This is a genomic window from Stenotrophomonas maltophilia complex sp. Om-AH-Sm3, assembly GCF_059337855.1.
This window is the reverse complement of sequence record NZ_JBYBLQ010000010.1, coordinates 34747-60483: the sequence shown is the minus strand read 5'-3', so window position 1 is coordinate 60483 and position 25737 is coordinate 34747. Positions and strand designations below refer to the sequence as shown.

Below are 25737 nucleotides of genomic sequence, written 5' to 3'. Positions count from 1 at the left end.
CAAAAGCGGGTCACGGCGCTGCGCTTGCTCGTGAGCCGAGCATGGCTCGGCTCCACACAAGGCAATGAAGCGACCCGCCAAACCGCTTTTGCTTTTGATCTTCTCTTTTCTTCTCCGTGGGTGAACGCGCCCGAAAACTGTCAGCGGCCGGGTGGGTGGGCAGTGCGGGGTGTCCGCGGCATGGATGCCGCGGCCAAGCCCCCATGGATGGGTTCACGGCGTCCCCGCACTGCCCACCCACCCGGCCAGCTCTCAGCAATCCGGCTTTCTGCGACCAGCTCCACCCACGAGGGGCTGCGCCGTTGGCCGGAGACTTCCTGGCGCTGCGCAATGCCCGTTGTGGAAGCGTTCTCACAACAATGCGACGCAACACGCTCTCCGACCAAAGTCCGCGAAAAACGTTATCTGGTTCACATTTTTACACCGCGTTGATCTTGATCAATGGACTTGTCGTAATCGGCCTGCACAATGGCGGCCCGTTCGGCACGGCGCGCCGTCAATCGATGCAGCGCGAGGGGGCGTCGGGCGGGAGCAGTACTGATCCAACGGGTACAGGGAGCGCGGGGAACTGCCACTGGGGAGCGGCAGCCGCGCAGGTACCGACCGGATCCGGTCGCCGGTTGCGTCTGCGGGGATGGGGACGCAACCGGCCACCTCTATCTGAATGGGGAAGCTCGATCACGACGTCTTTACATTTCCCGCTGAACGCGGGCAAATCGTTGTGATTCACGGTGTTAGGGGTTTTAATTCATCCATGACCTGCTAACCTGCGACGATGATTCGACGCACTCTGGCCTGCATGCTCACCCTCGGCCTGGTCGCCTGCGCGACCCAGCCGAAGTCCCCACCGTCTTCGCCCCAGGCCAGCAGTACGCCGCGCCAGCCCGCCACCAAGGCCCACGGCCCGGCCGAAGCCGCGCCCGAAGCGGCCGCTGCTACAGCGCCGCCGGTCGATCTCACTCCGGTGCCGTTCGAGGTCGCACGGGCCCGCTTTGTTGCCGATACGGCCAAGCGCTATGGGCTGAAGCCGGAGCAGATCAGCAGCGTGCTCGATCAGGCGCAGGTGCGCCAGCCGATCATCGCCGCCATGTCGCGCCCGGCCGAACGGGTCAAACCGTGGAACGAATACCGGCCGATGTTCATCAGCAAGGCACGCATTGATGGCGGCCGCGCGTTCCTGGCCCAGCATCGTGCCGAACTGGATCGCGTGCAGCAGCGCACCGGCGTGCCGGCCGAAGTGATCGTGGCGATCATCGGCGTGGAGACCAGTTACGGGAAAAATGCCGGCAACCACCGCGTGCTCGATGCGCTGTACACGCTGGCGTTCTACTACCCGCGCAGTGGCGACCCGGCCAAGCTGGAACGCGAAGTGCGCCGCGAGCTGTTCTTCCGCGATGAGCTGGCCAAGCTGTTCGAGCTGGGCCGTGAGGAAAAGCTGGACATCACCACGCTCAAGGGCAGCTATGCCGGTGCGATGGGCATGGGCCAGTTCATGCCGTCCAGCTATCTCGATTACGCCGTGGACGGTAATGGCGATGGCCGTCGCGACCTGTTCACCAGCTACGACGATGTGTTCTCGTCCATCGCCAATTATTTCGTGAAGAAGGGCGGCTGGGTCCGTGGTGGCCAGGTGGCCGTACCGGCCACGCTGGCGCCGGGTCGCGAGGAGTTCAACCCGACCGAATGGATGCCGACCTGGTCGCTGGCCGACCTGGCGCAGCGCGGCTACCAGCCCAGCGCTGCGGTGCAGCCGGGCGCCACCGCAACGCCGATCACGCTTGAGGGCAGCACCGGCAAGCAGTACTGGCTGGGCTTCCAGAATTACTACGCGATCACCCGCTACAACCTCTCGAAGATGTACGCGATGGCCGTGTTCCAGTTGTCGCAGGCCATCGCCGGACAGGAGCTGCCCCCGGCATGAACATCAGATGGCTGGTCCCGAGCTTGATCGTCCTCGCGCTGGCTGCCTGCAGCAGTGCGCCGAAGAAGCCGGCCACGACCGGCCACGGTGGCAAGCCCAGCGGCACGGTGGTGCAGGGTCGCGGCTCGCGCCCGGCGCATTGCCCGGAGGGCTCGCCCTATGCTGCGGCCAAGGAAGACCCGAACACGCGCGGCAACTACACCGCCGGGGGGCTGTACAAGCCGGGCGTGCGTGACAGCACCCCGGACTACATTCCCAACGTCGCCTGCATTCCCGAGCCGGAAGTGACCGCCGAAGAGCGTTCGGCCATCGGCAACAAGTCGCCGTACGTGGTGCTGGGCAAGTCGTACAAGGTGCTCGACGACACCCGCAACTATGTCGAGCGCGGTACGGCCTCGTACTACGGCGCCAAGTTCCACGGCCGCCTGACCTCCAACCGCGAGGTCTACGACATGTACCAGTTCACCGCCGCGCACAAGACGCTGCCGCTGCCCAGCTTCGCCCGCGTCACCAACCTGGACAACGGCGAGTCGGTGATCGTGCGCGTCAACGACCGTGGCCCGTTCCATGATGGCCGCGTGGTCGACCTCAGTTATGCCGCCGCGGTGCGGCTGGGCATCACCCAGCGCGGTACCGGCAACGTGGAAGTGCGTGCGCTGCAACCGGGCGAGAGCAACCTGCTGGCCCAAAAGCCGTCGCGCCGCGAGCGCCGTGCCGCCGAAACGGCTGTCGCGGCGGCCAGTACGCGCCCGGTCACGGCTGCGCGTGCCACCGCCGACAGCGACATTGATCGCCTGGTCAAGCGCCTGCCGGCCGACGCCATGCCTGCGCGTGGCCAGCCGGCCACCACCCAGGGCGTGGCCAGCGCCGTGCCGGACGTGGCGGTCAGCAGCCTGCCGCCGAGCGCACCGCCGGCGCGCAGCGCCCCTGTGGCACCGGTTGCCGTCGCCAGCGCCGCGCCGCGCGCGGTCACGCCGGCGCCGGCGCGTACAACGCCGGCCACACCGACCGCCCCCAGCCTGTCGCAGCAGGTAGTGGGCGCGGTGATGGTGCAGGTCGCCAGCTTCTCCAGCCGCGACAATGCCAACCGCGCAATGGGCCAGCTCAACGCCGCCGGCATCGTCGGCGCGACCATCAGCGACATCGCCGCCGGTGGCCGCACCCTGTTCCGCCTGCGCGTTCCCGCCAGCGACCATGCCAGTGCCGCGGAACTTGTCGGCCGCATTGCCGGTCTGGGCCTGGGTTCGCCGCAGATCGTCAAGGATTGACCCACCCGGGCCGGTGCTGCCGGCCCATGCTGCCCCGGCCTTACAATGGCCACTACGTTCCACCCTCCATTCCTGGCCGTCCCCTGGAGCCTGCTGTCCAATGAATTTCCGTTCCGCCGCCACCGCCCTGGCCGCCACCCTGGTGGTGGGCCTGGCTTCCGCCCAGACCCCGCTGCCGACCCCGGCCACGCCGGCGCCCGCCGCCGCTGCCGCCCCGGCCACTGTTGCCACCCCGCCGGCGCCGGTGCCGAGCGTATCCAAGGCCTGGGTGCTGATGGACTACGCCACCGGCCAGGTGCTGGCCGGCGAGAACATCCACGAGCAGCTGGCCCCGGCCAGCATCACCAAGGTGATGACGTCCTACGTGATCGCCGCCGAGGTCAAGAACGGCAAGGTCCGTGCGGATGACCAGGTGATGATGAGCGAACGCGCCTGGCGCGAAGGCGGCGCGGGGACCGACGGCAGCTACAGCGGCTTCCCGGTCAACCAGACCGCACGCCTGGAAGACATGGAAAAGGGCATGGCGATCCAGTCCGGCAATGACGCCGCGATCGCCCTGGCCGAGCACGTGGCCGGCAGCGAAGAAGCCTTTGCGTCGCTGATGAACAGCTACGCCGCCAAGATCGGCATGAAGAACTCCCACTTCGTCAACGCCCACGGCCTGACCGCCGAAGGCCACCACAGCACCGCCTACGACCTGGCGCTGCTGGGCCGCGCGATGGTGCGTGATTACCCGGAAACCTACGCGTACAACAAGATCAAGGAATTCCAGGTCGGCAACATCAAGCAGCCGAACCGCAACCTGTTGTTGTGGCGCGACGGCAGCGTGGACGGTATCAAGACCGGTCACACCTCCGAAGCCGGTTACTGCCTGATGAGTTCGGCGCAGCGTGGCGACCAGCGCCTGATCGCCGTGGTATTGGGCGGTGCGTCGGAAAAGCAGCGCGCCGATGACAGCCTGGCGCTGCTGAACTGGGGCTTCCGCTTCTTCGAGACCCACCGCCTGTACGAGCCGGGCAAGGCCGTGGCCGAGCACAAGGTCTGGAAGGGCACCACCGACAAGGTGCAGCTGGGGGTGGCCCAGCCGATGCTGGTGAGCGTGCCGCGCGGCCGCTACAACGACCTGAAGCCGAGCATCGATGTGCCCAAGACCCTGGAAGCACCGTTCACCGCCGGCCAGCAGATCGGCACCGTGAAGGTCACCCTGGATGGCAAGGTCGTCGCCGAAGCGCCGCTGGTGGCCGTGGCCGCCGTTGAGCAGGCCGGCTTCTTCAAGCGCCTGTGGGACAGCTTCTGGATGTGGTGGGAATCGGAATGATCCACGCCCCGGCGTGGTGAACGAAAAGGCCGGCGAATGCCGGCCTTTTCTGTTTCGGGATGCCGGTTGCGTGCGGATGCGGGTAGTGCCGGCCGCTGGCCGGCTCCGCATTGAACCCAGCCGGATGTGCCAACAGCCGGCCAGCGGCCGGCACTACCCTCAGCCGCTCGCTTACAGCGAGCGATGCAATAACCGGTGTGCCGACCAACGGTCGGCACCTACCCGCTTCACCATCAGCCCCTCGCCTACAGCGACCGGCTGATGGTGAAGCTGCCGAACACCGGCGCCTCGCGCTGGCCGTTGAATTCGCGCGTGCTGTGGTAGCGCGCGGCAGCGAACTTCCAGCGGCCGTACATCACCGCCACGCCGTACCCGCCGTAGGCCACCACATGGCGCTTGTCCACGCTGTGACTGTTGCGGAAGGTGTTGCCATCCAGGGTGATATCGCGGATCACCCAGGCAGCGTCCGAGGTCGCGAACAGGTGCCAGGACCACCCACCGGGGCGGCCGCTGCGGGTCGGCGCCGTGTTCTCACCGGCCGGGCGCAACGGCGTGCTGCCGAAGTCGTCCGGCAGCTTCCAGCCAAAGCGCACTTCACCGCCGAAATTGGCCTTGGTTTCCAGGTTGCCGATCGACCCGCCGTAGTGGCTGATCGCGTCCCAACCCCAACCGTCGGCATTGACGCTGGCATCGCCCGGCCAGCGGCGCATGCGCTCATGGGTCAGCATGAACAGTGGTTCGTTGTGCAGCTGGTTGTCCCAACCCTTGAATTTTTCGTCGCCCAGCACGTCGTGCACGGCATTCTGCACCTGCTTGCCCTGTGCCCAGGGGCCGACCACGCCCAGTGTCAGCTGGGTGGTCTGCAGGCGGTCGCCGCTGCGCGCATTGAAACCGAAGTTCGCGATCAGCACGCCGGCGTAAGGGCGGTCGTCCTCGATCAGGTCCCTGCGAGTGAAATCGGTCGGGGTGAAGATCCCCTGGCCGATGCTGAAGATCATGTTCTGCTGTTCGAACTTGCCCGGATGCAGCCCTTCCAGGTACCGGTTCACCCAGCGCGCCATGCGCGGCAGGCAGGGGTCGTCGGTGTAATCGACCAGATTGGGGGAGACCAGGGTCAACAGCGCACCGTTGGTATAGCCCTGATCCTGGTGGCGGCCGCCGAACAGGTCGTTGTCGACGCGGAAATTGACCTGCGGCGGGTGGTCGCGCATGGCGTCCGGGCCACATTGTTCGGCCGCCTGGGCGGCAAGGGGGAGGGCAGAGGCCAGCAGGCCGGCGAGCCCGAGAGCTGCGACACTACGCATGGATGGAATGCTCATGGGGAAGGGGGCGGTTTTCAGTCGTTTTCTGCAACGCTACGGTACTCGTGCCCGCGCGTCGGAACGAGCACGTCCGGATCACTTGTCTGTTCCGAAAACAACATTGTCCGGCGGGCACAATTTGTTACCCGCGCACGCGCCGCAGGCCTGGCGTGAAGGCGGTCGCGGGCCGCCCCTACGATGTTCGCGCTGGTGATGGTCAGGAGATTGCAGTCAGCTGCCGTTGGGCCTCAGGCCCGTCCCTTTGGGCCGCCTGCAACGCAGCAGACCGCCGGTGCGGTCCTGGCGTTGATGAATACTCTTGGGTTTGTTGCCCTGCGGCCCGATAATGGGGCCATGGAAATCAAGTCCGACAACCCCGACCACGGCTTCCAGTTCCCCGGCCAGTTCGAGCTCAGCGCCATGGGCCCGGCCAACCGCGGCCTGGAGCATGAGCTTCCCCGCCTGTTGCTGGCCGCCGGCATCGATGTGGTGAACGAACGCATCAGCTGGAAGCACTCCTCCAACGGCAAGTACGTGTCCGTCCGCATCGTGTTCAAGGCCGAGAGCCGCGAACAGTACGACCTGGCGCACCAGGCGCTGCGTGACCACCCGGAAGTGAAGTGGACGCTGTAGCCGACTCCTGCCCGGCCGAAGCCGCCCCGGAGGACCGTGCGCCGCGTCCGGCGCTGGTCCGTGACCTCGGCCGCCAGCCGTATGAACCGGTGTGGCGCGCCATGCAGCGCTTCACCGACCAGCGCAGCGACGCCGATGCCGACGAGCTGTGGGTGGTCGAGCACGATCCGGTGTTCACCCTGGGCCAGGCCGGCAAGGACGAGCATGTGCTGGCGCCGGGCGACATCCCCGTGCTGCACGTGGACCGCGGCGGCCAGGTGACCTATCACGGCCCCGGCCAGATCGTGGTCTATCCGTTGCTGCGCCTGCCACGGCTGGGCATCGGCGTGCGCGACTACGTGTGCCGCATCGAGCAGGCGCTCATCGATACCCTGGCCGAGTGGAACATCGGCGCCGAACGCCGCGAGGGCGCCCCGGGCGTCTACGTCGGTGGTGCCAAGATCGCCGCACTCGGCATCCGTGTGCGCCGCGGCTGCACCTTCCATGGGCTGGCCTTCAACGTGGCCATGGACCTGGAACCCTTCCACCGCATCAATCCCTGTGGCTATCAGGGGTTGCAGGTGACCTCGGTGCTGGACTTGGGCGGCCCCTCCGGGATGGACGCCGTCAAGCCGGTGCTGCTGGACCACCTGGCCCGCCAGTTTGGCCTGCTGCTGCAGCACACGCCCGAACTGCCCGATCTTTCTGCGGCCGCCTGACCGCTCCCCGGAACTGCCATGACTGAAACCACCGCCCGTTCCATTCCCCTGCAGATCGTGCAGGGCGATTCTCCGTCCACCGCGCCGTTGCAGGCCGGGGTCAAGCAGCTGGGCGGTGACAAGATCAACCGTTCGCCGGTGCAGTTCGCCGACGCGCCGGTACTGCGCAAGCCGTCCTGGATCCGCGTGCGCATTCCTTCGGGCAATGCCGTGCAGAATCTGAAGGCCAAGCTGCGCGAGAACCGCCTGGTGACGGTCTGCGAGGAAGCCAGCTGCCCGAACATCCACGAGTGCTTCGGTCATGGCACCGCCACCTTCATGATCCTCGGTGAGGTCTGCACCCGGCGCTGCTCGTTCTGCGACGTGGCCCATGGCCGCCCGAAGCCGCCGGATGCCAACGAGCCGGCCAGCCTCGGCCAGACCGTGGCCGACATGGGCCTGAAGTACGTGGTGGTGACCAGCGTCGACCGCGATGACCTGCGCGACGGCGGTGCCCAGCACTTCGTTGACTGCATCACCGCCATCCGCGAGAAGTCGCCGGGTACCCGCATCGAAGTGCTGACCCCGGACTTCCGCGGCAAGGGCCGCATGGAACGTGCGCTGGAGATCCTGGCGCAGAACCCGCCGGATGTGTTCAACCACAACATCGAGACCGTGCCGGACCTGTACCGCAACGTGCGCCCGGGTGCGGACTACCAGTGGTCGCTGAACTTGCTGAAGAACTTCAAGGCGCAGCACCCGGACGTGCCGACCAAGAGCGGCATCATGCTGGGCCTGGGCGAAGACTTCGAACAGATCAAGGCCACGATGCGTGACCTGCGCGCGCACGATGTGGACATGATCACCATCGGACAGTACCTGCAGCCGACCGCGCACCATCACCCGGTGCTGAAGTACTGGACCCCCGACGACTACAAGGCACTGGAAGACTACGGTTACGAGCTGGGCTTCAGCCACGTGGCGTCCGGCCCGATGGTGCGCTCGTCGTACCACGCCGACGTTCAGGCCAAGGGCGCAGGGGTTTCCTGACACCCTCCCGGTGGGTGGGAGCTGCTTCTCCTGTGGGTGCGGACCGTTGGTCCGCACACCTCTGCCTGCGGTAGAGCCGAGCCCATGCTCGGCTGCTTGCTGCCGGCCAGCCGAGCATGGGCTCGGCTCTACATGCATTCACAATTTGCTACACCGGCCCCGCTAGGCTGGTTTTCCACCGAGCGCGGCCGGGTGACAAACCCGGCAACTTTCGGCACTGTCGGGGTGTCTGAACACCCTGCAGTCTCCCCCTTGGCAAGGCGCCTTCGAGCACGTCAATGAAATTCAAAGCCCCCGCATTCCTGATGGCCCTGGCGCTGGTCGCGCCGCTGGCGCTGGCGGCCAAGGCCGACTCGCCTGCATTGCCCGCTGCGGCAACCGCCGATCAGGTGACCACCTCCAAGCTGGTGTATGGCCTGTTGTCCGACAGTCGTTACGCCTACCGCCCGCGTGCGCTGGACGAGGCCACCTCCAAGGACGTGTTCAAGCGCTATCTGGAGACGCTGGACGGCGCCAAGCAGTACTTCACCCAGGCCGACGTGGCGCGCTTCGCGCCCTTCGAAGCCAACATCTCCTCGGCCATCCGTGGCGGCGAACTGGAGCCGGCGTTCCAGGTGTTCGCGGTCTACAAGCAGCGTGTCGGCGAACGTGTGGCCTTTGCGCGCAAGCTGCTCAAGCAGGAGCCGGACTTCACCACCGACGAGCGCTTCGAATACGACCGCAAGAAGGTGCCGTGGGCGGCCAGCAGCGCCGAGCTGGATGAGCTGTGGCGCAAGTCGGTGAAGAACGACTGGCTGCGCCTGAAGCTGGCGGGCAAGAAGCCGGACGATATCCGCAAGACGCTGGACAAGCGCTATGCGACGCTGGAGAAGTCGGTCAATGAGCTCAAGGGCGAAGACGTCTTCCAGTTCTTCATGAATTCGTACACCAGCGCGGTTGATCCGCACACCGATTACTTCACCCCGCGCACGGCCGAGAACTTCAACCAGGCGATGTCGCTGTCGCTGGAAGGCATCGGTGCGCAGCTGCAGCGCCAGGACGACGTGGTAGTGATCCGCGAGATCATCGCCGGCGGCCCGGCTGCGGTGGACGGCACGCTGAAGCCGGGTGACCGCATCGTCGGCGTTGGCCAGGGCAAGTCCGGCCAGGTCGAGGACGTGATTGGCTGGCGCATCGACGATGTCGTGGCCAAGATCCGCGGCGCCAAGGACACCCAGGTCAAGCTGGAGTTCATTCCGGCTGCCGAAGGTGCCGACGGCAAGCACCACACCCTGGTACTGACCCGGCAGAAGGTGCGCCTGGCCGAACAGGCCGCCAAGGGCGAGACCATGACCATTCCGGCCGCCAACGGCGAGCCGGCACGGAAGATCGGCGTGATCAAGCTGCCGACCTTCTACCAGGATTTCGAAGGCCGCCGCCGCAACGCGGCCGACTATGCCTCGGCCACCCGCGACGTGGCCAAGCTGCTGGCTGGTTTCAAGAACGACAAGCTGGACGGCGTGGTGCTGGACCTGCGCAACAACGGCGGCGGTTCGCTGGATGAAGCCATCGAACTGACCGGCCTGTTCATCGAGCAGGGCCCGGTGGTGCAGGTGCGCGAGTCCGGTGGCCGCGTCACCGTCAACAGCGACCGCAACCAGGGTGTGGCGTGGGATGGCCCGCTGGCGGTGCTGATCAACCGCGGTTCGGCCTCGGCCTCGGAGATCTTCGCCGGTGCGATCCAGGATTATGGTCGTGGCCTGGTGATCGGTGAAACCAGCTTCGGCAAGGGCACCGTGCAGAACATCGTCGACCTCGACCGTTGGCCGAGTGGCGAGACCCAGCGCTTCGGCCAGGTCAAGCTGACCATCGCCCAGTTCTTCCGCATCAGCGGCAGCAGCACCCAGCACAAGGGCGTGGTGCCGGACCTGGCCTTCCCGGCCAGCGTCGATGCCACCGAGTTCGGCGAGAGCACCTACGATAACGCCCTGCCGTGGACCCGCATCGCCGCCGTGCCGCACACCCAGTACGGCAACTTCGCGCCGCTGCTGCCGAAGCTGGAGGCCCGCCACGACGCGCGAATCGCCACCGACAAGGAATTCCAGTGGTGGAACGAGGACGTGCAGCAGTTCCGAACCGAGGCGGCGAAGAAGTACATCTCGCTCAACGAGGCCACCCGTCGCGCCGAACGCGAGCGCCAGGACGCCCAGCGCAAGGAACGCCAGCTGCAGCGCAAGGAGCTGGGCCTGGCCCTGGACCCGCTGGCCGATGACAGCAGTGATGATGGCCTGACCGGCAACGAGCGCGACATCGTGAAGGATGCCGCCCGCGAAAAGGCCGCCGAAAAGCGTCCGGACCCGCTGCTGCGCGAGTCGGCTTCGATCCTGGCTGACGCGGTGAACCTGCTGGCCAATGACCGTCCGCTGTCGGCCCAGGTGCTGCCGCAGTCCACCGGCGCGGGGCGTTGGGCGGACTGAGCCGGAGACGGCGCGCCACATTCGCAGGGGCCGGCATTGCCGGTCCCTTCTTGTTTGGGAAGCCCATTCCCGGTCGCGCCGGGCCATGCCCGGGCCAGTGAAGTGCCGCAAACGACTTGATCCCCTCCGTCCCCTTTTACGTGCATGAACCGGGAGCAACGTGGGGGGCCATATCGACCTGCCGCACACGGGGGCGGGACTACCCTTGGTGCTTCCGTTCTCGCAGGAGTACCCATGCGGGCCTCCCGTCTTTCCAGCGCTGCCGTGGCGTGCGCCAGCGCCTTGATCCTTTCGGCCTGTGGTGGCCGCGCCGCCGACAGCACCGTGCTGCGCGAGTCTTTCGATTCCGGCGATACCTTCTCGCGCACCGTTGAGGGACGCCCCGGTGAAGCCTGCGAGGCCGCGCGCCGCACGCTGCTCAGCCAGGGCTATGCCATCGCCCGTTCCGATGATGCACAGGTGGAGGGCAACAAGAACTTCCAGCCGCGCGAGGATGACCATGAGCAGCTGGTGCTGCGCATCTCCTGCGCCCCGCGCGGCAGCCAGACGCTGGTATTCGTCAGTGCAGTGCAGGACCGCTACGCGCTGAAGAAGAGCCCGACCTCGGCCAGTGTCGGTGTGGGTGCGCTGGGCTCGGTGTCGCTGCCGTTCGGCAGCAACGACGACTCGCTGGTGAAGGTGGCCAGCAGCACGGTCACGGATGCCGAGTTCTATCGTCGCTTCTTCCAGCGCCTGCAGCAGTATCTGCCGGCCGCGGCGGGCACGCCATCGCCATCGCCGGCCGCGGCGCCGGAACCCGCACCGGCGGTTACGGACCAGGGCTGAGAGTGCGCGGCAGGTGGCTGATTGCAGCCTTGCTGCTGGCGCCCGCGTGGGTCGTGGCATCGCCATCCCCGGACTGTACGCAGGGCCTGCTGCAGCGGTTGGGGTGGCGCTTCGAAGAAGCGTCCCTCACTGCGCCGCAGGTGCGCGGTGGTCCCGTATGTACGCGTGCCTCGCTGGCTGATTCACAGGCGGCCGGCGACCTGCAGGTGCGGTGGCCGGCGGCGTTGCCCGCTGCTGCTCGGCACGCACTTCTGCAGCAGCTGCTGGATGATCCCGCCACCATCTGCGCCTATGCCTTTGAGCTGGGGGCGGCCACGCGGCGCGCGACTTCGGCATTGCAGGGCAATCCCACGTTCCGCTTCTCCGGCCCGCAGCTGGGATGGATCGGCTTCGGATTGCAGGGCGCACCGGCACAGGGTTGGCAGCGTACACGCAGTTTCGGTCGTGGCTTCGTGCCCCGCGCGGGCAACAGCCATGCGCTGCAGGCGTTCTACAGCGGTGCCGTGCGTGCCGAATGCGGTGTCGGCCGCCAGGTCGCACAGCTGGCCACCCAGCGCGAGCTGTATGGCGATGCTGCGTTCGACACTGGGTTCGCAGCGGAGGAGCTGTCGATCGGCACCTTCCTCGCGCTGCACGACACCGACAGCATCCTGCTCGGCGCGCATGCGGGTGACTTCTTCGCCGATGGCAAGGCGGTGCGCACCTCGGCGATGGGGCGGCAGGCGTTCGTGGGCGTGCCCGGTTTCATCGAACATGTGTACGACAAAGGCACGCTGGACGACCTGAGCAACCAGGCCGAGAACTTCGTGGTGGTCGAGGTGGGCGAGGGCGCTGCGCAGGCGCTGGCACTGCACGCTGGCCTGGCCTGGTACGACCAGCGCAATGACGAGCTCTGGAAACTGGCGCAGGACATCCCGCGCATCGGCCAGCGCTATTTCGAGCGCCTGCTGTTCGAGCGCGATCCACAGCTGCGCGCGCGCCTGGCACCGCGCTACCACGCGGCTCTGGTGCGCATGGATCAGCTGCTGGACGATCCGTTCTACCAGCAGTTCGTGATCTACGTGCATCCGCGCGGTATACGTCCTGTCGGCTACCACATCGTCCGCCTGCTCGATCGCAACCCGAGAACGCCGTTTTCGATCGACCTGGCGGTGCACAATCTGCATACCACGCTCTACCGGCGTTGGCGCGAGGCGCAGCTGCGCCACTGCGCGGCTACCGGCAGGCCAGGCAGCCTGACCCTAGACCCCAACTGAAGGTGAAACAATGGATATTGCAATGATCGGCCTCGGCCGCATGGGCGCCAACATGGCCCAGCGCCTGCATCGCGGCGGCCACCGCGTGATCGGCTACGACCCGGGCGAAAGTGCGCGCCAGCGTGCTGCAGAGGCCGGCCTGGAGGTGGTTGATTCGCTGGCCGCCGCCGTGGCCGCGCTGCCGGTGCCGCGCGTGGTGTGGCTGATGGTGCCGGCGGGTGAAACCGTCGACCAGACGCTGGGACAGCTGACCCCGCACCTGGCCGAGGGTGACATCGTCATCGACGGCGGCAACTCCAACTACCAGGACTCGATCCGTCGCGCCAAGGCGCTGGCGGAGGACGATCTGGGCTACGTCGACTGCGGCACCAGCGGCGGCGTGTGGGGCCTGCAGGAAGGCTACAGCCTGATGGTCGGTGGCGAAGCGTCGGTGGTGGAGCAGATCGCACCGCTGCTGCGCACGCTGGCTCCGGCGGAGGATCGCGGCTGGGCGCGTGTTGGTCCATCCGGCGCCGGCCATTTCACCAAGATGGTCCACAACGGCATCGAGTACGGGATGATGCAGGCCTATGCCGAAGGCTTCGCGCTGATGGAGCGCAAGCAGGAGATGGCGCTGGACCTGGCCCAGGTAGCCGAAGTCTGGCGCCACGGCAGCGTGGTGCGTTCGTGGCTGCTGGACCTGAGCACCGAAGCCCTCAAGCGCAATCCGTCGCTGGATGGCATCGCGCCATACGTGGAGGATTCCGGGGAAGGCCGCTGGACCGTGGCCGAAGCCATCGCGCTGGACGTGCCGGCACCGGTGATCACGTTGTCGCTGCTGGAACGCCTGCGTTCGCGGGAATCCAATTCGTTCACCGACCGCCTGCTGTCGGCGATGCGCAATGAATTCGGCGGCCACGCCATCAAGAAGTCGTAAGCACTGCGGTGGGGTCAGAGCCCTTCGGCGTTGCCGAAGGGATCCGACCCCGGGCAGATCAGGGTCGGATCCCTTTCCGCAGGAAAGGGTTCTGACCCCATGCAGCCAGTCGAGCATGGCTCGACTCTACAAAAGCCGTCTCCGATCGTTGCCACGTCATCCACGCATGGCGTGGATCTACTGGTCAGTCCAACGCGATCCGCCGCCCTTCACGCGCGCTGTCCATGCCCGCCTGCAGCAGCCGCATCAACTGCAATGCCTGCATCGGGCTGACCGTCGCTTCGCCGTCGCCGTGCATCGCCGCGGCGAACTGCGCATACAACCGACGATAGTCGCCGGGCAGGTTGTCGACGGTGCTGCGCAGAACATTGTCTTCTGCATCACAGTGCACCAGTTCGCCATGCCGGGGATCGATGCCCCATCCGGGCGCACCCGGCGCTACGCCGCGGCGCAGCTGGGCCTCCTGCACATCCAGGCCGTACTTGATCCAGCTGGCCTTGCTGCCATGCACGCTGAAGTGCGGGGCAGGGGCAGCCACCAGCGAACCGGCATGCACGATGGCGCGATGCCGCGGGTAGTGCAGTACGGCGTGGAAGTAGTCGATGCCGGCGCCACCTTGGCGCTGCACGGCCAGATCCGCATCGATGGCGTCGGGCCAGCCGAACAGCACCAGCATCTGGTCCAGCAGGTGCGGGCCGAGGTCGTACCACAGGCCACTGCCTGGCCCGTCCTGTTCGCGCCAACGGTCGCGCACCTGCGGCCGGTAGCGGTCGAAATGCGCATGGCATTCGGCCACCTCGCCCAGCGTGCCTTCGGACAGCAGCGCCTGCAGCGTGAGGAAGTCGGCATCGAAGCGCCGGTTCTGGAACACGGTGGCGATGCGGCCGGCGTCGCGTGCTGCGGCCAGTACTGCTTCCGCTTCGGCCACATCCAGCGCAAAGGGTTTGTCGACCAGCACGTGCTTGCCGGCGGCCAGCGCGGCCATCGCCAGCGGCGCGTGCTGTTCGTTCGGCGTGGCGATCACCACCGCATCCACCGCTGGATCGTCGAACACGTCCTGTGGCGTTGCACGCACGTGTACGTTGCTGAACGTGCGCAGCAACGTGTCGCGCTGCGAGCTGACGATGCTGTGCAGGGCCAGGCCGGGCGTGTGCTGGATCAGCGGCGCATGGAAGACGCGGCCGGCGAGGCCGTAGCCGATCAGGGCCAGGTGCAGGTCGGGGCGCATGGCAGAGCTCCGGCAGGGGGGAAGGGCAGGGTAAACGACAGATGCGGACAGCCCAAAACTGAACCGTTGCCGTTGGAAACGCTTCGATTCACGGCGGCATGACCGCGACGCCACGCCTGCTCCACGTGCGCTTGTCCAGACTGGCAGCACATCCCGAAGGAGAACGACACGATGAGCAATACCACTCGCACGCTGATTGCTTCTGCCCTGACGCTGGGCCTGGCACTGTCCTCCTCGGCCGCATTCGCCAAGGACCCGGCCGCGAAGAGCCCGCCGACCACCAGCGCACATCCGGCTACCCACGCGGATCGCCATGATTCCAACGAACCGGTGACCGACAGCTGGATCACCACCAAGGTGAAGGCGGACCTGCTGACCAGCAGCAACGTCCCGGGCACCGAGATCAAGGTGGAAACGGTGAACGGCGTGGTCAGCCTGAGCGGCACCGTGGCCACCCAGGCCGAGAAGGACAAGGCGGTCACCACCGCCAAGGGCATCAAGGGCGTGACCCGCGTCGATGCCGCCGCATTGAAGGTCAGCGCTGCCGCCAAGCGCTGAACCGGTTGGGCGCCCCGCGTGGGGCGCCCGCTGACCTGTAGACCCGAGCCATGCTCGGCTGGCACTCCAAGGCAGCCGAGCATGGGCTTGGCCCTACAGGTCTGATTGCCAACCCGTTCAGCCGACCGCGCTGGAAATTCCAGAGTTGTGACCGCCTGCGCTATATTGCCGGTTCCGCCGCAACCGGGCTCGATCCGGCCAACGCGTCGCGGCAGAGCTGACGAGGAACTATGGCGCTGGTTTTCAGTGACGACATCTGGGACCGCTGGCGGTTGCCGGCCTTGGCGCTGGCCGCCGCCGCGATCATCGTGGTGCCGTGGTTGACCCTGCGTAAACTGCAGCAGGACAGCGAACAAGCGATGGCCTGGGTCAACCACACCCAGGCCGTGGGCGTGGCACTGCAGCAACTGCAGGCCGATGTGCGCGATGTCGAATCGGCCGCGTTGACCCTGTCCAAGGGCGTGGATGCCCCCGGCCTGCGCGAACGCATGGCCCGGGCCGATGAAATTCCTGGGCGCCTGGCCGAACTGGGCCGGATGACCCGCGACAATCCCGACCAGCTGATCCGCATCGGTCGGATCGAATCGATGCTGGAAGGCCGCATGGCACTTGCCCGCGAGTTGGCCAGGTCCGAACCGAACAGCGACCAGCGCGAGCTGGTGCAGGACCTGAGTACGCGCTATCCCATCCGCGGGCTGGTGGAAGAACTGCAGGCCAGCGAGCAGAAGCTGCTGGCGCTGCGCGCCGAGCAGGCGGCACGCCAGCGCAAGCAGACCGAACTGGTGTCGTGGAGTTCGCTGGTGATCCAGCTGGCGCTGCTCGGCCTGGTGCTGTGGCTGCTGCAGCGGCAGATCGGCCGTCGCCTGCATGCGGAGCGGCAATCGCTGCGCTCGGCTGCACGTGCGGCGTCGGTGCTGCAGACCGTGCGCGAACCGATCGTGCTGCTCGACCGCGACCTGCGCGTGCAGCTGCACAATCCAGCATTCGCTGAGCTGTACGGCCTGCAGGACGAGCGCGCCGACGGCCTGCTGCTGGAAAACGTTGGCGACAACGCATGGCAGGACCCGGTGGTCCGGCAGCGCCTGGCCGACGTACTGTCGCGCGGTCGCGAACTGTGGGACTTCGAGCACGAGCAGCGCACCGCCGACGGCATGGTGCGCTACATGCTGCTCAACGCGCGGCGCATGCCGCTGCCCGACAGCGATGACGAGGTGGTGCTGCTGACCATCAGCGACGTCACCATGCAGCGCGCAGTGCAGCTGCGCGTCGAAGAGCTGAACCGCCAGCTGGAAGGAAAGGTTGCGCAGGTGTCCGAGGTCAACCGCGAGCTGGAGGCCTTCAGCTATTCGGTCTCGCATGACCTGCGTGCACCGCTGCGCCACGTGGCAGGATTCTCCGACAAGCTGTCGCGCCACCTCGGCGACCAGGCTGATGACAAGAGCCGCCACTATCTGGACGTGATTTCCAGTTCGGCCCGGCGCATGGCAGCGTTGATCGACGACCTGCTGGTCTACTCGCGACTTGGCCGCGCGGCGATGCGGCAGCAGGCGGTGGACATGCAGTCGCTGGTGGCCGACACCCGCGCCATGCTCGATTCCAACCTGCAGGCCGAGGCCGAGAACAGCGGCCATGCGCACCAGGTGGAGTGGAGCATCGCGCCGCTGCCGATCGTGGTGGGCGACGAAAACATGATCCGCCAAGTCTGGCTCAACCTGCTCGGCAACGCAGTGAAGTACTCGGGCAACCGCGAACCGGCGAAGATCCGCGTTGACTACCAGCAGCAGCCCGACGGCGGCCATCAGTTCACGGTCAGCGACAATGGTGCAGGCTTTGACATGGCCTACGCCGGCAAGCTGTTCGGTGTGTTCCAGCGCCTGCACAAGGCCAGTGACTACCCGGGGACCGGCATCGGCCTGGCCAGCGTGCGCCGCGTTCTGACCCGCCATGGTGGCCGTATCTGGGCCGAGGCCGAACCGGACGTCGGCGCTGCTTTCCACTTCTACCTGCCCCCCGCGACCGACGCGGACAAACAAGGTCCCTCTGCATGACGACTCTGCGCACCATTCTTCTCGCCGAAGACAGCCCGGCGGATGCCGAAATGGCGATCGACGCCCTGGAAGAAGCGCGTCTGGCCAATCCCATCGTGCACGTCGAGGACGGCGTGGAAGTGATGGACTACCTGCTGCGCCGCGGCGCCTTCGCCAACCGCGAGGAAGGCTTGCCGGCGGTGCTGCTGCTGGACATCAAGATGCCGCGCATGGATGGCCTGGAAGTGCTGCGGCAGATCCGCGAGCACGAAGAACTCAAGCGCCTGCCGGTGGTGATCCTGTCGTCTTCGCGCGAGGAAAGTGACCTGGCCCGCAGCTGGGACATGGGCGTGAACGCCTACGTGGTCAAGCCGGTGGACGTGGACCAGTTCTTCGGCGCGGTGCAGACCCTGGGCAAGTTCTGGGCATTGATCAACCAGGCACCGGAACTCGAGTGAGCCCATGCCCCTGACCGGTCCCGCCCTGGGGGCGCTGCGCATCCTGCTGGTGGAAGACTCACCGGAAGATGCCGAGCTGATGTCCGAACAGATGCTCGACGCGGGCCTGGAGGCCCGCTTCGAGCGTGTGGAGAGCGAGGCGGAACTGCGCCAGGCACTGGCTGTGTTCCAGCCGGACATCGTGCTGTCCGACCTGAGCATGCCGGGGTTCTCCGGTGACGACGCGCTGCGCATCGTGCGCGAGACCTCACCGGAGGTGCCCTTCATCTTCGTCTCCGGCACGATGGGTGAGGAGAATGCGGTAGCGGCGCTGCAGAAGGGCGCCAACGACTACATCATCAAGCACCAGCCTGCGCGCCTGCCTTCGGCGGTCGCGCGTGCGATCCGCGATGCACGCAGTGCGGTCGAGCGCGCACGCGTGGAAACCGAACTGATGCGTGCGCAGCGCCTGGAAAGCCTGTCCCTGCTTGCCGCCGGGCTCAGCCACGACCTGCGCAACATCCTGCAGCCGTTGCTGATCATGCCGGACCTGCTGAAGGCCCGCACCGAGGATCCGCAGCTGCACCACCTGGCCGACGTCATCGCCGAGTGTGGCCGCCGCGGCCATGAGATGGCCGAGTCGATGCTGTCGTTCGTGCGTGGTTCGCGCAAGCCGAGCGAGCGCATCGAGATCGACGGCCTGTTCGACGCGGTGGCGCTGCTGTTGCGCAGCAACGTGCCCGATGCCGTGCGCCTGGAACTGCAGGTGCTGGACGAAGGCCTGGTGGTCGACGCCAACTACACCGAACTGCAGCAGGTAATGCTGAACCTGGCGCTCAACGCGATCCAGGCGATGCCCAACGGTGGCCGCCTGAGCCTGACCGCCAGCCATGCCGGGCAGCGCGATGGCGTGGACTGGATGCAGATCTGCGTGTCCGACGAAGGCATCGGCATGGATGCGGACACGCTGTCGCACCTGTTCAATCCGTTCTTCACCACCAAGGCCGATGGCACCGGCCTGGGTCTGATTTCCTGCAAGCGCATCGTCGAAGGCGCCGGCGGCAGCATCCATGTCAGCAGCCAGCCGGGGCAGGGCACCTGCTTCGAGCTGCGCTTGCCGATGCACGAAGCCAGCGACGGCAGCGAGCCGATCGAGCAGCTGGTGGCCCTGGGCAGTGGCCAGTCGATCCTGGTGGTCGACGGCGAAGCTACGCGCCTGTCGCTGCTCGGCAACGCGCTGTCCAGCCAGGGGTATCAGCTGCAGCTGGCCTCCGATGGCCCGGCGGCGCTGCGCTGGATGCAGCAGGAGGCGATGCCGGCGCTGGTGATTGCAGACGCCGGCTCAAAGCTGCTGCCGGCCAGCCAGCTGCTGGGCGAGATGGCTGCGCTGGGCTATCGCGGCCCGGCGCTGGTGCTGGAGGACGCGGCGGTGGCGGTGCCTGCCGATGCCTTCCCGGCCGGCGTGGACGTCCATGTACTGCGCAAGCCGCTGCAGATGCAACAGGTGTTCCGCGCAGTGGCCGAGGCGCTGGGCTGACAAAGGGTAGTGCCGGCCGCTGGCCGGCATCCCCGTGCGGTGGGATCATTGCGGTTGCCGGCCAGCGGCCGGCACTACTGGTCCAGCGTTTCCCAGGGGAACCGCGGCAGGGCGTCCACCGCCTGTTCCAGGCGCCGTGACCAGTTCTGGTGGATATCGGCGTACAGCGCTGAATCCGCGCCCAGCCGCAGTTGCTGGCCGATGCGCAGTTCACCGTCGCGCAGCAGCGCCAGGTCGATCGGCAGGCCTACCGACAGATTGGAACGGATGGTGGAGTCCAACGAGACGATCGCCGTGCGGGCGGCATCCTCCAGGCGCGTGGCGGGGCTGAGGATGCGGTCGAGGATCGGCTTGCCGTACTTGGATTCACCGATCTGCAGGTAGGGCGTCTCCGGTGAGGCGGCGATGGCGTTGCCGAGCGGGTAGATCATGTACAGCCCAGGCCGCTCACCGGCAATCTGGCCGCCGAAGATCAGCGTGGCCTGGGTGTTGACCCCGTCATGGCCGTGTTCGCTGTGGCTGCTGTGCACCTGGCTGTCCACCAGCAGCTGCCCCACATACGCGGCGGCTTCGAACAGGTGGGTCATGTCGCGCAGGTTGGGCACGCGCCGCTCTGCGGCATCGCGCCCCAGGCGCGACACCAGCAACTGGGTGGTGGCCAGGTTGCCAGCCGCCATCAGCACGTAGGCTGCCTGGCCGGGATATTCGAACACGTGCAGCTTGCGATGCACGCGTACATCGTCCAGCGAGGCATTGGTCCGGGTGTCGGCCGCGAAGACCAGGCCCTCGTCCACCTCGATTCCAACGCAATAGGTCATGTCGGTGCCCTATCATGTGCGTCCCGGATTGTAGGCAGGCCGCCGTGACGACGGCATGTCCACGCCCCCATCGCTGCCACCTGAACCGCATGACGACCGTGCTCCTGAGCCTGGGCAGCAATGTCCAGCCCCGCCGCTACCTCCACGCCGCGGTGGCGGCCCTGCGCGAGCGCTTCGGCGCGCTGCAGGTCTCGCCGGCCTACCGTACCGCCGCGGTCGGCTTCGACGGCCCGGCCTTCCTCAACAACGCGGTGGCGATCGAGACTGACTTGCCGCTGCAGGAACTGGACGACTGGCTGCATGCGCTGGAAGACGCGCACGGCCGCGACCGCAGCGGGCCGCGCTTCTCCGACCGGACCCTGGATATCGACGTGGTGTTCTACGGCGACCTGGTGGTGGAAGGTCCCGGCCACCTGCGCATTCCCCGTCCCGAACTGAAGCATGCCTTCGTGCTGAAGCCGCTGGCCGATATCGCGCCCGACTTCATCGATCCGGTCAGCGGGCTGGACCTGGCCACGCTGTGGCGCGCGCACGCGCAGTTTGGCGAGGCGTTCGAGGTGGTTGACCTTGAGTGATGGGGTCAGATCCCTTTTCCCGGCGGGAAAAGGGATCTGACCCTGTTGTGGATCCCGGCAGCGCCTCAACTTACCGTGCGCCCGCCATCCACGCGCAATGTGTGGCCGGTGACGAAGCTGGCTTCGGCCACCAGCCAGTACACCGCTTCGGCAATCTCCTCGACCGTACCGATCCGCGCCAAAGGCGTGCGCGCCAGCAGCGCCTCGCGGGCGAAATCGTCCTTGCCCTGTTCCGGCCACAGGATCGCGCCGGGCGCCACCGCATTGACCCGCACCTTGGGCGCCAGCTCCAGCGCCAGCGAACGGGTGGCCATCTCCAGCGCGGCCTTGGCCATCGTGTAGGCGATGTGGTCGCGCATCGGGTCGGTGCCGTGCAGGTCGGTCAGGTTGACGATGCAGCCCTGCTGGCGGCGCAGGTAGGGTGCGGCGGCCTGTGACAGCAGCAGCGGCGCGCGCGCGTTGACCGCGTACAGCTCGTCCATTGCCTCGGCGGTGACCTGGCCGAGCGGGGTGGCATAGAAGTTGGAGGCGTTGTTGACCAGCGCGTCCAGGCGGCCGAAGTGGGTAACGGCCTGTTCCACCAGGTCGGGCAGGGCGTCGGCGTCACGCAGGTCGGCCTGCAGCGCAAGCACGCTGCCCGGCCGCACGTTGTCGAAATCGAACGCGGCCTGCTGCAGTTCGGCGCTGGAGGTGTTGGCATGCAGTACCACCGACCAGCCACAGGCGTGGAACTGGCGGGCGATGGCCGCACCGATCCGGCGCGCGCTGCCGGTGATCAGGACCACGGGGTGGGTATCGCTCATCGAGGGTCCTCCAAGGCTCGGCTATCCTGTGCACCATTGTCACCGCATTCGAAGACGCCATGCAGCCCACCTTCCCCCTGCCCGAAGCCGATGCCTTGGCCCACAGCGACCAGCTGGCGGCCGCCCTGCGTGCCGAAATCCTTGCGCAGGGCGGGGCGATGCCGTTCTCGCGCTTCATGGAGCTGTGCCTGTACACCCCCGGCTGGGGCTACTACAGCGCCGGCGCCAGCAAGTTCGGTGGCAGCGGCGACTTCACCACCGCACCCGAGCTCGGCAGCCTGTTCGCCGGCAGCGTGGCCAATGCGCTGGCGCCGGTGTTCGCGCAGCTGGGCGCGCAGGCCCGCATGCTGGAACTGGGGGGCGGTACCGGCGCCTTCGCCGAGGCCGTGCTGCTGCGCCTGGCCGAACTGGACGCGCTGCCGTCGCGCTACGCCATCCTCGAACCCAGCGCTGACCTGCGCGAGCGCCAGCAGCAGCGCCTGCAGCAGAACCTGCCGGCCGAGTTGGCCGCGCGCGTGGACTGGATCGACCGCCCGTTCGAGGAGGACTGGGAGGGCGTGGTGTTCGCCAACGAGGTGATCGACGCGCTGCCGACCCCGCGCTTCCTGATCCGGGACGGCGAGGTCTACGAGGAAACCGTCGAGCTTGATGGCGAAGGCAACTTCATCCGTGGCGCGCAGCCGGCTGACATCCTGCTCAACGGTGCGGTGCGCCACATCGAGCGTTACCTGGAAAAGCCCTTTGCCGACGGTTACCGCTCCGAGGTGCTGCCGCAGCTGCCGTACTGGCTGCAGGCAGTGGCTGGCGGCCTGCAGCGTGGTGCGATGCTGTTCGTCGATTACGGTTACAGCCGCAGCGAGTTCTACCAGCACGACCGCGACGATGGTACGGTCCGCGCGTTCTACCGCCACCACGTGCACAACGACGTGCATCGTTGGCCGGGCCTGCAGGACATCACCGCGTCGGTGGATTTCACTGCGATGGCCGAGGCGGGCATGCACGGTGGTTTCGAACTGGCGGGGTACTGCAGCCAGGCCAGTTTCCTGCTCGGCAACGGCCTGGACCAGGTGCTGCTGCTGGCCGAAGAGCGCACGGATGAGGTCGGCCGCATCCAGCTGCGTGACCAGGTGAAGAAGCTGACCCTGCCGACCGAGATGGGTGAGCGCTTCCAGGCCATCGGCCTGCAGCGTGGTATCGATTTCGAGCCGGCGTTCGAACTGGGCGACCTGAGCTGGCGCCTGTGAGCAGTGCGTTGCCGCTGATCAAGCCGCTGCGGCGGCCGCGGCTGTGGACTGTGCTGTGGGTGCTGGCGGTACTGCTGGTGGTCGTGGTCTGCCTGATCCCACCGCCGCCGATTCCACTGCCGGAAAACAGCGACAAGGGCGAGCACTTCCTCGCCTACTTTATCCTGGCCGGCAGCGCGGTGCAGCTGTTCCGGCCGGGGCGCCCGCTGCTGTGGGTGGGCGTGGGGCTGGTGCTGATGGGCGTCGGCATCGAGTTCGCGCAGGGCGCGCTGACCAGCAACCGCACTGCCGACCCGATGGACGCCATTGCCAACACGATCGGCGTGCTGGCCGGCATGGCCACGGCACTGACCCCGTTGCGCGATCTGCTGATGCGCTGGCGGGGCTGAGGTTCCTGTAGAGCCGAGCCCGTGCTCGGCGTCCTCCCGAAAGGCAGCCGAGCATGGCTCGGCTCTACAGTAGATCCACGCCATGCGTGGATGGATTGCGCCAGGACAGGCTTGCGGTTACTTCTTCAGCGTGACCTCATCCAGCACCCACATCGCCGGGCGCGTATCGCCGGTGAAGTTGATGCACAGGTCCCCCGTTCCCTGCGTGCCCTTCGGCAGCGCCGCACGCAGGGTCACGAAGCCATCGGCATCGGGTGAGGCCGGCAGCGGTACTTCTGCCAGCACCTTGCCGCTGCAATCGCCGCGCCGCACCTGCATCTCGCCATGCGCGCGCCTGGCTTTTTCGAAGCGACGCTTGGGCTCGTCGTGGGCCAGCTGGAAGTAGTACGGAATGCGGCCCGCGCGGACCTCCACACTGCCGATGCCGTCCAGCTGCGCCTGCGGCCAGCGCCAGCACGGCTGGAAGATGTCGACGTTGAACACCGCACGCGCTCCCTCGCGCGGGCCATCGTCTTCCAGGCGCAGCACCAGCCCCTTCTTGCCCACACAGCTGAGCAGCGCATCGCTGCGACGGCTGAGCAGCGACTGCGCGGTGAACGCGGCGACGGTCGGCTTCGCGGCCAGCATCTGGCCCTGGTAGAACGCGGCGGCCTGCACGGTGGTCGGCAGCGTCCCGGTCAGCGGCTGCTGGTACAGCGGCGACTGCGCGGTCACCGGCTGGCCATCGGTGCTGTAGCGCACTTCATAACCCAGCGGATTGGCCAGCGATAGGGTCACGGAGTTCTTCGCGCGATCATCGGTGTAGTCCACGCCCACTTCGAACGGGGTCTGCGCGTAGGCCAGGCCCCAGGCACGGTATCGCTGCAGCTGCGCGGGCAGGCGCGCGAGGAAATCGCGGAAGTCGCGATGTTCCGGCGTACTCCAGCCGGTCTCGGCCACGGCGGCCAGGCGCGGGAACAGGTTGTGCTGCAGGCGCGCGTAGGTGCGCGTGTGCTCGGTAAACATGTTGGCCTGCAGGCCGAGGATGTGCCCACGCTTGTCAGCTGCCAGCTCGGCCGGCACCGGCTCGAAGTTGTACAACTTGCCGAGGTTGACCTGGGCCGGGCGACCCGGCGGTTCATTCGGCGAGGCCGTCTGCAGGTAATCCAGATAGAGGTAGCCGACCGGCGACATGACCACGTCATGGCCGGCACTGGCAGCGGCCAGGCCACCTTCGGTGCCCTGCCACGACATCACCGTGGCCTGTGGCGGCAACCCACCTTCGAGGATCTCATCCCAGCCGATCAGGCGCCGGTCGTGTTCCTCCAGGAACGTCTCCAGGCGCTTGATGATGTGGCTCTGCATGGCCATTTCATTCTTGATGCCCAGTGCACGCATGCGCTGCTGCACCTGCTTCGAGGCTTCCCACTGGTCCTTGACCGCCTCGTCGCCGCCCACGTGCACGTACTTGGCCGGGAACAGCGCGATCACTTCTTCCAGCACGTTCTCGAGGAAGGTGACGGTGCTGTCTTCCACGTTGAACAGGTTCGGGAACACGCCCCATTCGCTGATCGGCTTCAGCGGGGTGTTGATCGAACCCAGTTCCGGGTACGCGGCGATCGCCGCGGTGGCATGGCCGGGCACGTCGATTTCTGGAATCACCTGGATATGCAGCCTGGCGGCATAGGCGATCACTTCGCGGATCTGCTCCTGCGTGTAGAAGCCGCAGTACGGATGCTGCTGGCCACTGGCCGGGTCGATGCCGCCGTCGCCGGCCGGCAGGCGGCAGCTGCCCACCTCGGTCAGCTTCGGGTAGCGCTTGATCTCCATGCGCCAGCCCTGGTCATCGGTGAGGTGCCAATGGAAGGTATTGAGCTTGTGCGCGGCCATCGCATCGAGCACGCGCTTGATCTCATCCAGGCTCTGGAAGTGCCGCGCCGAGTCGAGCATGAAACCGCGCCAGCTGAAGCGCGGCGCGTCCTGGATCTGCACCGCCGGCAGCACGCCGTTGCTGCCACCCGTGGCCAGCTGGGCAAGCGTGGTTGCGCCGTAGAACAGGCCGGTTTCGTTGCCGGCCTGGATCACCACGCCCTGCGCGGTGCTTTCCAGCGTGTAGCTCTCACCGCTGTCGCGGAAGGTGGGCACGATCTGGAAGCGGATGCCACCGGTCTTGGCCGCCGTCTTGCCCTTGGCCAGCGCCAGGCGCGGGCCACCACTGCGCGCCAGCAGATCGGCGAACTGGGTGGCGACCCGCTGTGCGGCCTCGCCTTCGGCGCGCAGCGCGGTATCGGCGCGTACGGTGATGCCGCTACCCTGGCCGGGCTGCACCGTGGCCGGGGCGGGAATCAGCATCAGGCTGCCGGCACGCAGCTGCGGACCCGGTGCTTCAGCGGCCGGCGTGGGATCAGCGGCGAGTGCGGGCAGTGCCGGTAACAGGGCGAGCAGGCTGCCCAGCAGCACTGCGCTGCGCATCCGGGCGCGGGAAGGCTTGACCATCGGAACGACTCCTTGGAACGGTGCG

General features: G+C 67.1%; 22 protein-coding genes. 17 read left to right on the top strand and 5 right to left on the bottom strand.

The window, feature by feature from the left end; translation table 11 throughout:
* Positions 1-775: 775 nt before the first annotated feature.
* The 3 genes from mltB (at position 776) to AC10QF_RS13445 (ending at position 4507) form a co-directional block, all read left to right on the top strand.
* Complete coding sequence (gene mltB / locus AC10QF_RS13455) at positions 776-1921, top strand: lytic murein transglycosylase B (RefSeq protein WP_005419390.1); 1146 nt, start codon at positions 776-778, stop codon at positions 1919-1921.
* Positions 1918-3189, top strand: coding sequence for a septal ring lytic transglycosylase RlpA family protein (locus tag AC10QF_RS13450; protein WP_065196486.1), 1272 nt, complete (start codon positions 1918-1920; stop codon positions 3187-3189). Before mltB ends, AC10QF_RS13450 begins: the two co-directional genes overlap by 4 nt.
* Before the next feature lie 100 nt (positions 3190-3289).
* Positions 3290-4507 carry a D-alanyl-D-alanine carboxypeptidase family protein gene (locus AC10QF_RS13445; protein ID WP_053498244.1) on the top strand — a complete coding sequence of 406 codons (1218 nt, stop codon included), beginning with the start codon at positions 3290-3292 and terminating at the stop codon, positions 4505-4507.
* A gap of 245 nt (positions 4508-4752) precedes the next feature.
* Here AC10QF_RS13445 and AC10QF_RS13440 read toward each other — a convergent pair whose 3' ends face one another.
* The gene (locus AC10QF_RS13440; protein ID WP_329846078.1) at positions 4753-5811 is read right to left on the bottom strand and encodes a lipid A deacylase LpxR family protein; all 1059 of its coding nucleotides are present in this window, start codon (positions 5809-5811) and stop codon (positions 4753-4755) included.
* Between the two features lie 351 nt (positions 5812-6162).
* Between AC10QF_RS13440 and AC10QF_RS13435 the strand changes: the two genes are divergently transcribed.
* The 7 genes from AC10QF_RS13435 to gnd all read left to right on the top strand — a co-directional run bounded on the left by AC10QF_RS13435 (position 6163) and on the right by gnd (position 13621).
* Positions 6163-6441: a YbeD family protein gene (locus tag AC10QF_RS13435; protein WP_005411067.1), complete on the top strand. Its 279-nt coding sequence runs from the start codon at positions 6163-6165 to the stop codon at positions 6439-6441.
* Positions 6429-7139, top strand: a complete 711-nt coding sequence (gene lipB / locus AC10QF_RS13430; protein WP_494542368.1) for a lipoyl(octanoyl) transferase LipB — start codon at positions 6429-6431, stop codon at positions 7137-7139. The genes AC10QF_RS13435 and lipB overlap by 13 nt, the downstream gene beginning before the upstream one ends.
* A gap of 18 nt (positions 7140-7157) precedes the next feature.
* Positions 7158-8168, top strand: coding sequence for a lipoyl synthase (gene lipA / locus AC10QF_RS13425; protein ID WP_005419370.1), 1011 nt, complete (start codon positions 7158-7160; stop codon positions 8166-8168).
* 278 nt (positions 8169-8446) lie between these two features.
* On the top strand, positions 8447-10624 hold the full coding sequence (locus AC10QF_RS13420; RefSeq protein ID WP_005419368.1) for a carboxy terminal-processing peptidase: 2178 nt from the start codon (positions 8447-8449) through the stop codon (positions 10622-10624).
* Between the two features lie 234 nt (positions 10625-10858).
* Positions 10859-11449: a DUF2242 domain-containing protein gene (locus AC10QF_RS13415; protein WP_005419366.1), complete on the top strand. Its 591-nt coding sequence runs from the start codon at positions 10859-10861 to the stop codon at positions 11447-11449.
* 17 nt (positions 11450-11466) lie between these two features.
* A complete protein-coding gene (locus AC10QF_RS13410) occupies positions 11467-12705 on the top strand; it encodes a hypothetical protein (protein ID WP_494542395.1) in 1239 nt (412 codons plus the stop codon).
* 10 nt (positions 12706-12715) lie between these two features.
* Positions 12716-13621: a phosphogluconate dehydrogenase (NAD(+)-dependent, decarboxylating) gene (gnd, locus tag AC10QF_RS13405; protein ID WP_329846077.1), complete on the top strand. Its 906-nt coding sequence runs from the start codon at positions 12716-12718 to the stop codon at positions 13619-13621.
* A gap of 184 nt (positions 13622-13805) precedes the next feature.
* Here the strand turns inward: gnd and AC10QF_RS13400 are convergent, their stop codons facing one another.
* Entirely contained in the window at positions 13806-14849 is a 1044-nt protein-coding gene (locus tag AC10QF_RS13400) for an oxidoreductase (RefSeq protein WP_494542367.1), read from the bottom strand.
* Positions 14850-15020: 171 nt separating this feature from the next.
* Here AC10QF_RS13400 and AC10QF_RS13395 point away from each other — a divergent pair, with 171 nt between their 5' ends.
* The 4 genes from AC10QF_RS13395 (at position 15021) to AC10QF_RS13380 (ending at position 19408) form a co-directional block, all read left to right on the top strand.
* Positions 15021-15407 (top strand): BON domain-containing protein, encoded by a 387-nt coding sequence (locus tag AC10QF_RS13395; protein ID WP_053498227.1) that lies wholly within the window; start codon positions 15021-15023, stop codon positions 15405-15407.
* Positions 15408-15637: 230 nt separating this feature from the next.
* Positions 15638-17455 (top strand): sensor histidine kinase, encoded by a 1818-nt coding sequence (locus AC10QF_RS13390; protein ID WP_005419357.1) that lies wholly within the window; start codon positions 15638-15640, stop codon positions 17453-17455.
* Positions 17452-17892 (top strand): response regulator, encoded by a 441-nt coding sequence (locus tag AC10QF_RS13385; protein ID WP_005411057.1) that lies wholly within the window; start codon positions 17452-17454, stop codon positions 17890-17892. Before AC10QF_RS13390 ends, AC10QF_RS13385 begins: the two co-directional genes overlap by 4 nt.
* Before the next feature lie 4 nt (positions 17893-17896).
* Positions 17897-19408 (top strand): ATP-binding response regulator, encoded by a 1512-nt coding sequence (locus AC10QF_RS13380; RefSeq protein ID WP_005419354.1) that lies wholly within the window; start codon positions 17897-17899, stop codon positions 19406-19408.
* Positions 19409-19482: 74 nt separating this feature from the next.
* Here the strand turns inward: AC10QF_RS13380 and AC10QF_RS13375 are convergent, their stop codons facing one another.
* The gene (locus tag AC10QF_RS13375; protein ID WP_494542366.1) at positions 19483-20226 is read right to left on the bottom strand and encodes a proteasome-type protease; all 744 of its coding nucleotides are present in this window, start codon (positions 20224-20226) and stop codon (positions 19483-19485) included.
* A gap of 89 nt (positions 20227-20315) precedes the next feature.
* Between AC10QF_RS13375 and folK the strand changes: the two genes are divergently transcribed.
* Complete coding sequence (gene folK, locus AC10QF_RS13370) at positions 20316-20801, top strand: 2-amino-4-hydroxy-6-hydroxymethyldihydropteridine diphosphokinase (protein WP_005419350.1); 486 nt, start codon at positions 20316-20318, stop codon at positions 20799-20801.
* Between the two features lie 65 nt (positions 20802-20866).
* Here folK and AC10QF_RS13365 read toward each other — a convergent pair whose 3' ends face one another.
* The gene (locus AC10QF_RS13365; RefSeq protein WP_005419347.1) at positions 20867-21604 is read right to left on the bottom strand and encodes a pteridine reductase; all 738 of its coding nucleotides are present in this window, start codon (positions 21602-21604) and stop codon (positions 20867-20869) included.
* A gap of 59 nt (positions 21605-21663) precedes the next feature.
* Between AC10QF_RS13365 and AC10QF_RS13360 the strand changes: the two genes are divergently transcribed.
* Together AC10QF_RS13360 and AC10QF_RS13355 are read left to right on the top strand one after the other, a co-directional pair.
* Positions 21664-22848, top strand: coding sequence for a class I SAM-dependent methyltransferase (locus tag AC10QF_RS13360; RefSeq protein ID WP_053498216.1), 1185 nt, complete (start codon positions 21664-21666; stop codon positions 22846-22848).
* Complete coding sequence (locus AC10QF_RS13355; protein ID WP_069139177.1) at positions 22845-23237, top strand: VanZ family protein; 393 nt, start codon at positions 22845-22847, stop codon at positions 23235-23237. Before AC10QF_RS13360 ends, AC10QF_RS13355 begins: the two co-directional genes overlap by 4 nt.
* A gap of 117 nt (positions 23238-23354) precedes the next feature.
* Here the strand turns inward: AC10QF_RS13355 and AC10QF_RS13350 are convergent, their stop codons facing one another.
* The gene (locus AC10QF_RS13350) at positions 23355-25712 is read right to left on the bottom strand and encodes a family 20 glycosylhydrolase (protein WP_494542365.1); all 2358 of its coding nucleotides are present in this window, start codon (positions 25710-25712) and stop codon (positions 23355-23357) included.
* Between the last annotated feature and the right edge of the window lie 25 nt (positions 25713-25737).

Excerpts from the sequence above, each read along its gene's own strand:
- mltB (WP_005419390.1), top strand. The coding sequence starts at position 776 with ATGATTCGACGCACTCTGGCCTGCATGCTCACCCTCGGCCTGGTCGCC.
- AC10QF_RS13450 (WP_065196486.1), top strand. The coding sequence starts at position 1,918 with ATGAACATCAGATGGCTGGTCCCGAGCTTGATCGTCCTCGCGCTGGCT.
- AC10QF_RS13445 (WP_053498244.1), top strand. The coding sequence starts at position 3,290 with ATGAATTTCCGTTCCGCCGCCACCGCCCTGGCCGCCACCCTGGTGGTG.
- AC10QF_RS13440 (WP_329846078.1), bottom strand. The coding sequence starts at position 5,811 with ATGCGTAGTGTCGCAGCTCTCGGGCTCGCCGGCCTGCTGGCCTCTGCC.
- AC10QF_RS13435 (WP_005411067.1), top strand. The coding sequence starts at position 6,163 with ATGGAAATCAAGTCCGACAACCCCGACCACGGCTTCCAGTTCCCCGGC.
- lipA (WP_005419370.1), top strand. The coding sequence starts at position 7,158 with ATGACTGAAACCACCGCCCGTTCCATTCCCCTGCAGATCGTGCAGGGC.
- AC10QF_RS13420 (WP_005419368.1), top strand. The coding sequence starts at position 8,447 with ATGAAATTCAAAGCCCCCGCATTCCTGATGGCCCTGGCGCTGGTCGCG.
- AC10QF_RS13415 (WP_005419366.1), top strand. The coding sequence starts at position 10,859 with ATGCGGGCCTCCCGTCTTTCCAGCGCTGCCGTGGCGTGCGCCAGCGCC.
- gnd (WP_329846077.1), top strand. The coding sequence starts at position 12,716 with ATGGATATTGCAATGATCGGCCTCGGCCGCATGGGCGCCAACATGGCC.
- AC10QF_RS13400 (WP_494542367.1), bottom strand. The coding sequence starts at position 14,849 with ATGCGCCCCGACCTGCACCTGGCCCTGATCGGCTACGGCCTCGCCGGC.
- AC10QF_RS13395 (WP_053498227.1), top strand. The coding sequence starts at position 15,021 with ATGAGCAATACCACTCGCACGCTGATTGCTTCTGCCCTGACGCTGGGC.
- AC10QF_RS13390 (WP_005419357.1), top strand. The coding sequence starts at position 15,638 with ATGGCGCTGGTTTTCAGTGACGACATCTGGGACCGCTGGCGGTTGCCG.
- AC10QF_RS13385 (WP_005411057.1), top strand. The coding sequence starts at position 17,452 with ATGACGACTCTGCGCACCATTCTTCTCGCCGAAGACAGCCCGGCGGAT.
- AC10QF_RS13380 (WP_005419354.1), top strand. The coding sequence starts at position 17,897 with ATGCCCCTGACCGGTCCCGCCCTGGGGGCGCTGCGCATCCTGCTGGTG.
- AC10QF_RS13375 (WP_494542366.1), bottom strand. The coding sequence starts at position 20,226 with ATGACCTATTGCGTTGGAATCGAGGTGGACGAGGGCCTGGTCTTCGCG.
- folK (WP_005419350.1), top strand. The coding sequence starts at position 20,316 with ATGACGACCGTGCTCCTGAGCCTGGGCAGCAATGTCCAGCCCCGCCGC.
- AC10QF_RS13365 (WP_005419347.1), bottom strand. The coding sequence starts at position 21,604 with ATGAGCGATACCCACCCCGTGGTCCTGATCACCGGCAGCGCGCGCCGG.
- AC10QF_RS13360 (WP_053498216.1), top strand. The coding sequence starts at position 21,664 with ATGCAGCCCACCTTCCCCCTGCCCGAAGCCGATGCCTTGGCCCACAGC.
- AC10QF_RS13350 (WP_494542365.1), bottom strand. The coding sequence starts at position 25,712 with ATGGTCAAGCCTTCCCGCGCCCGGATGCGCAGCGCAGTGCTGCTGGGC.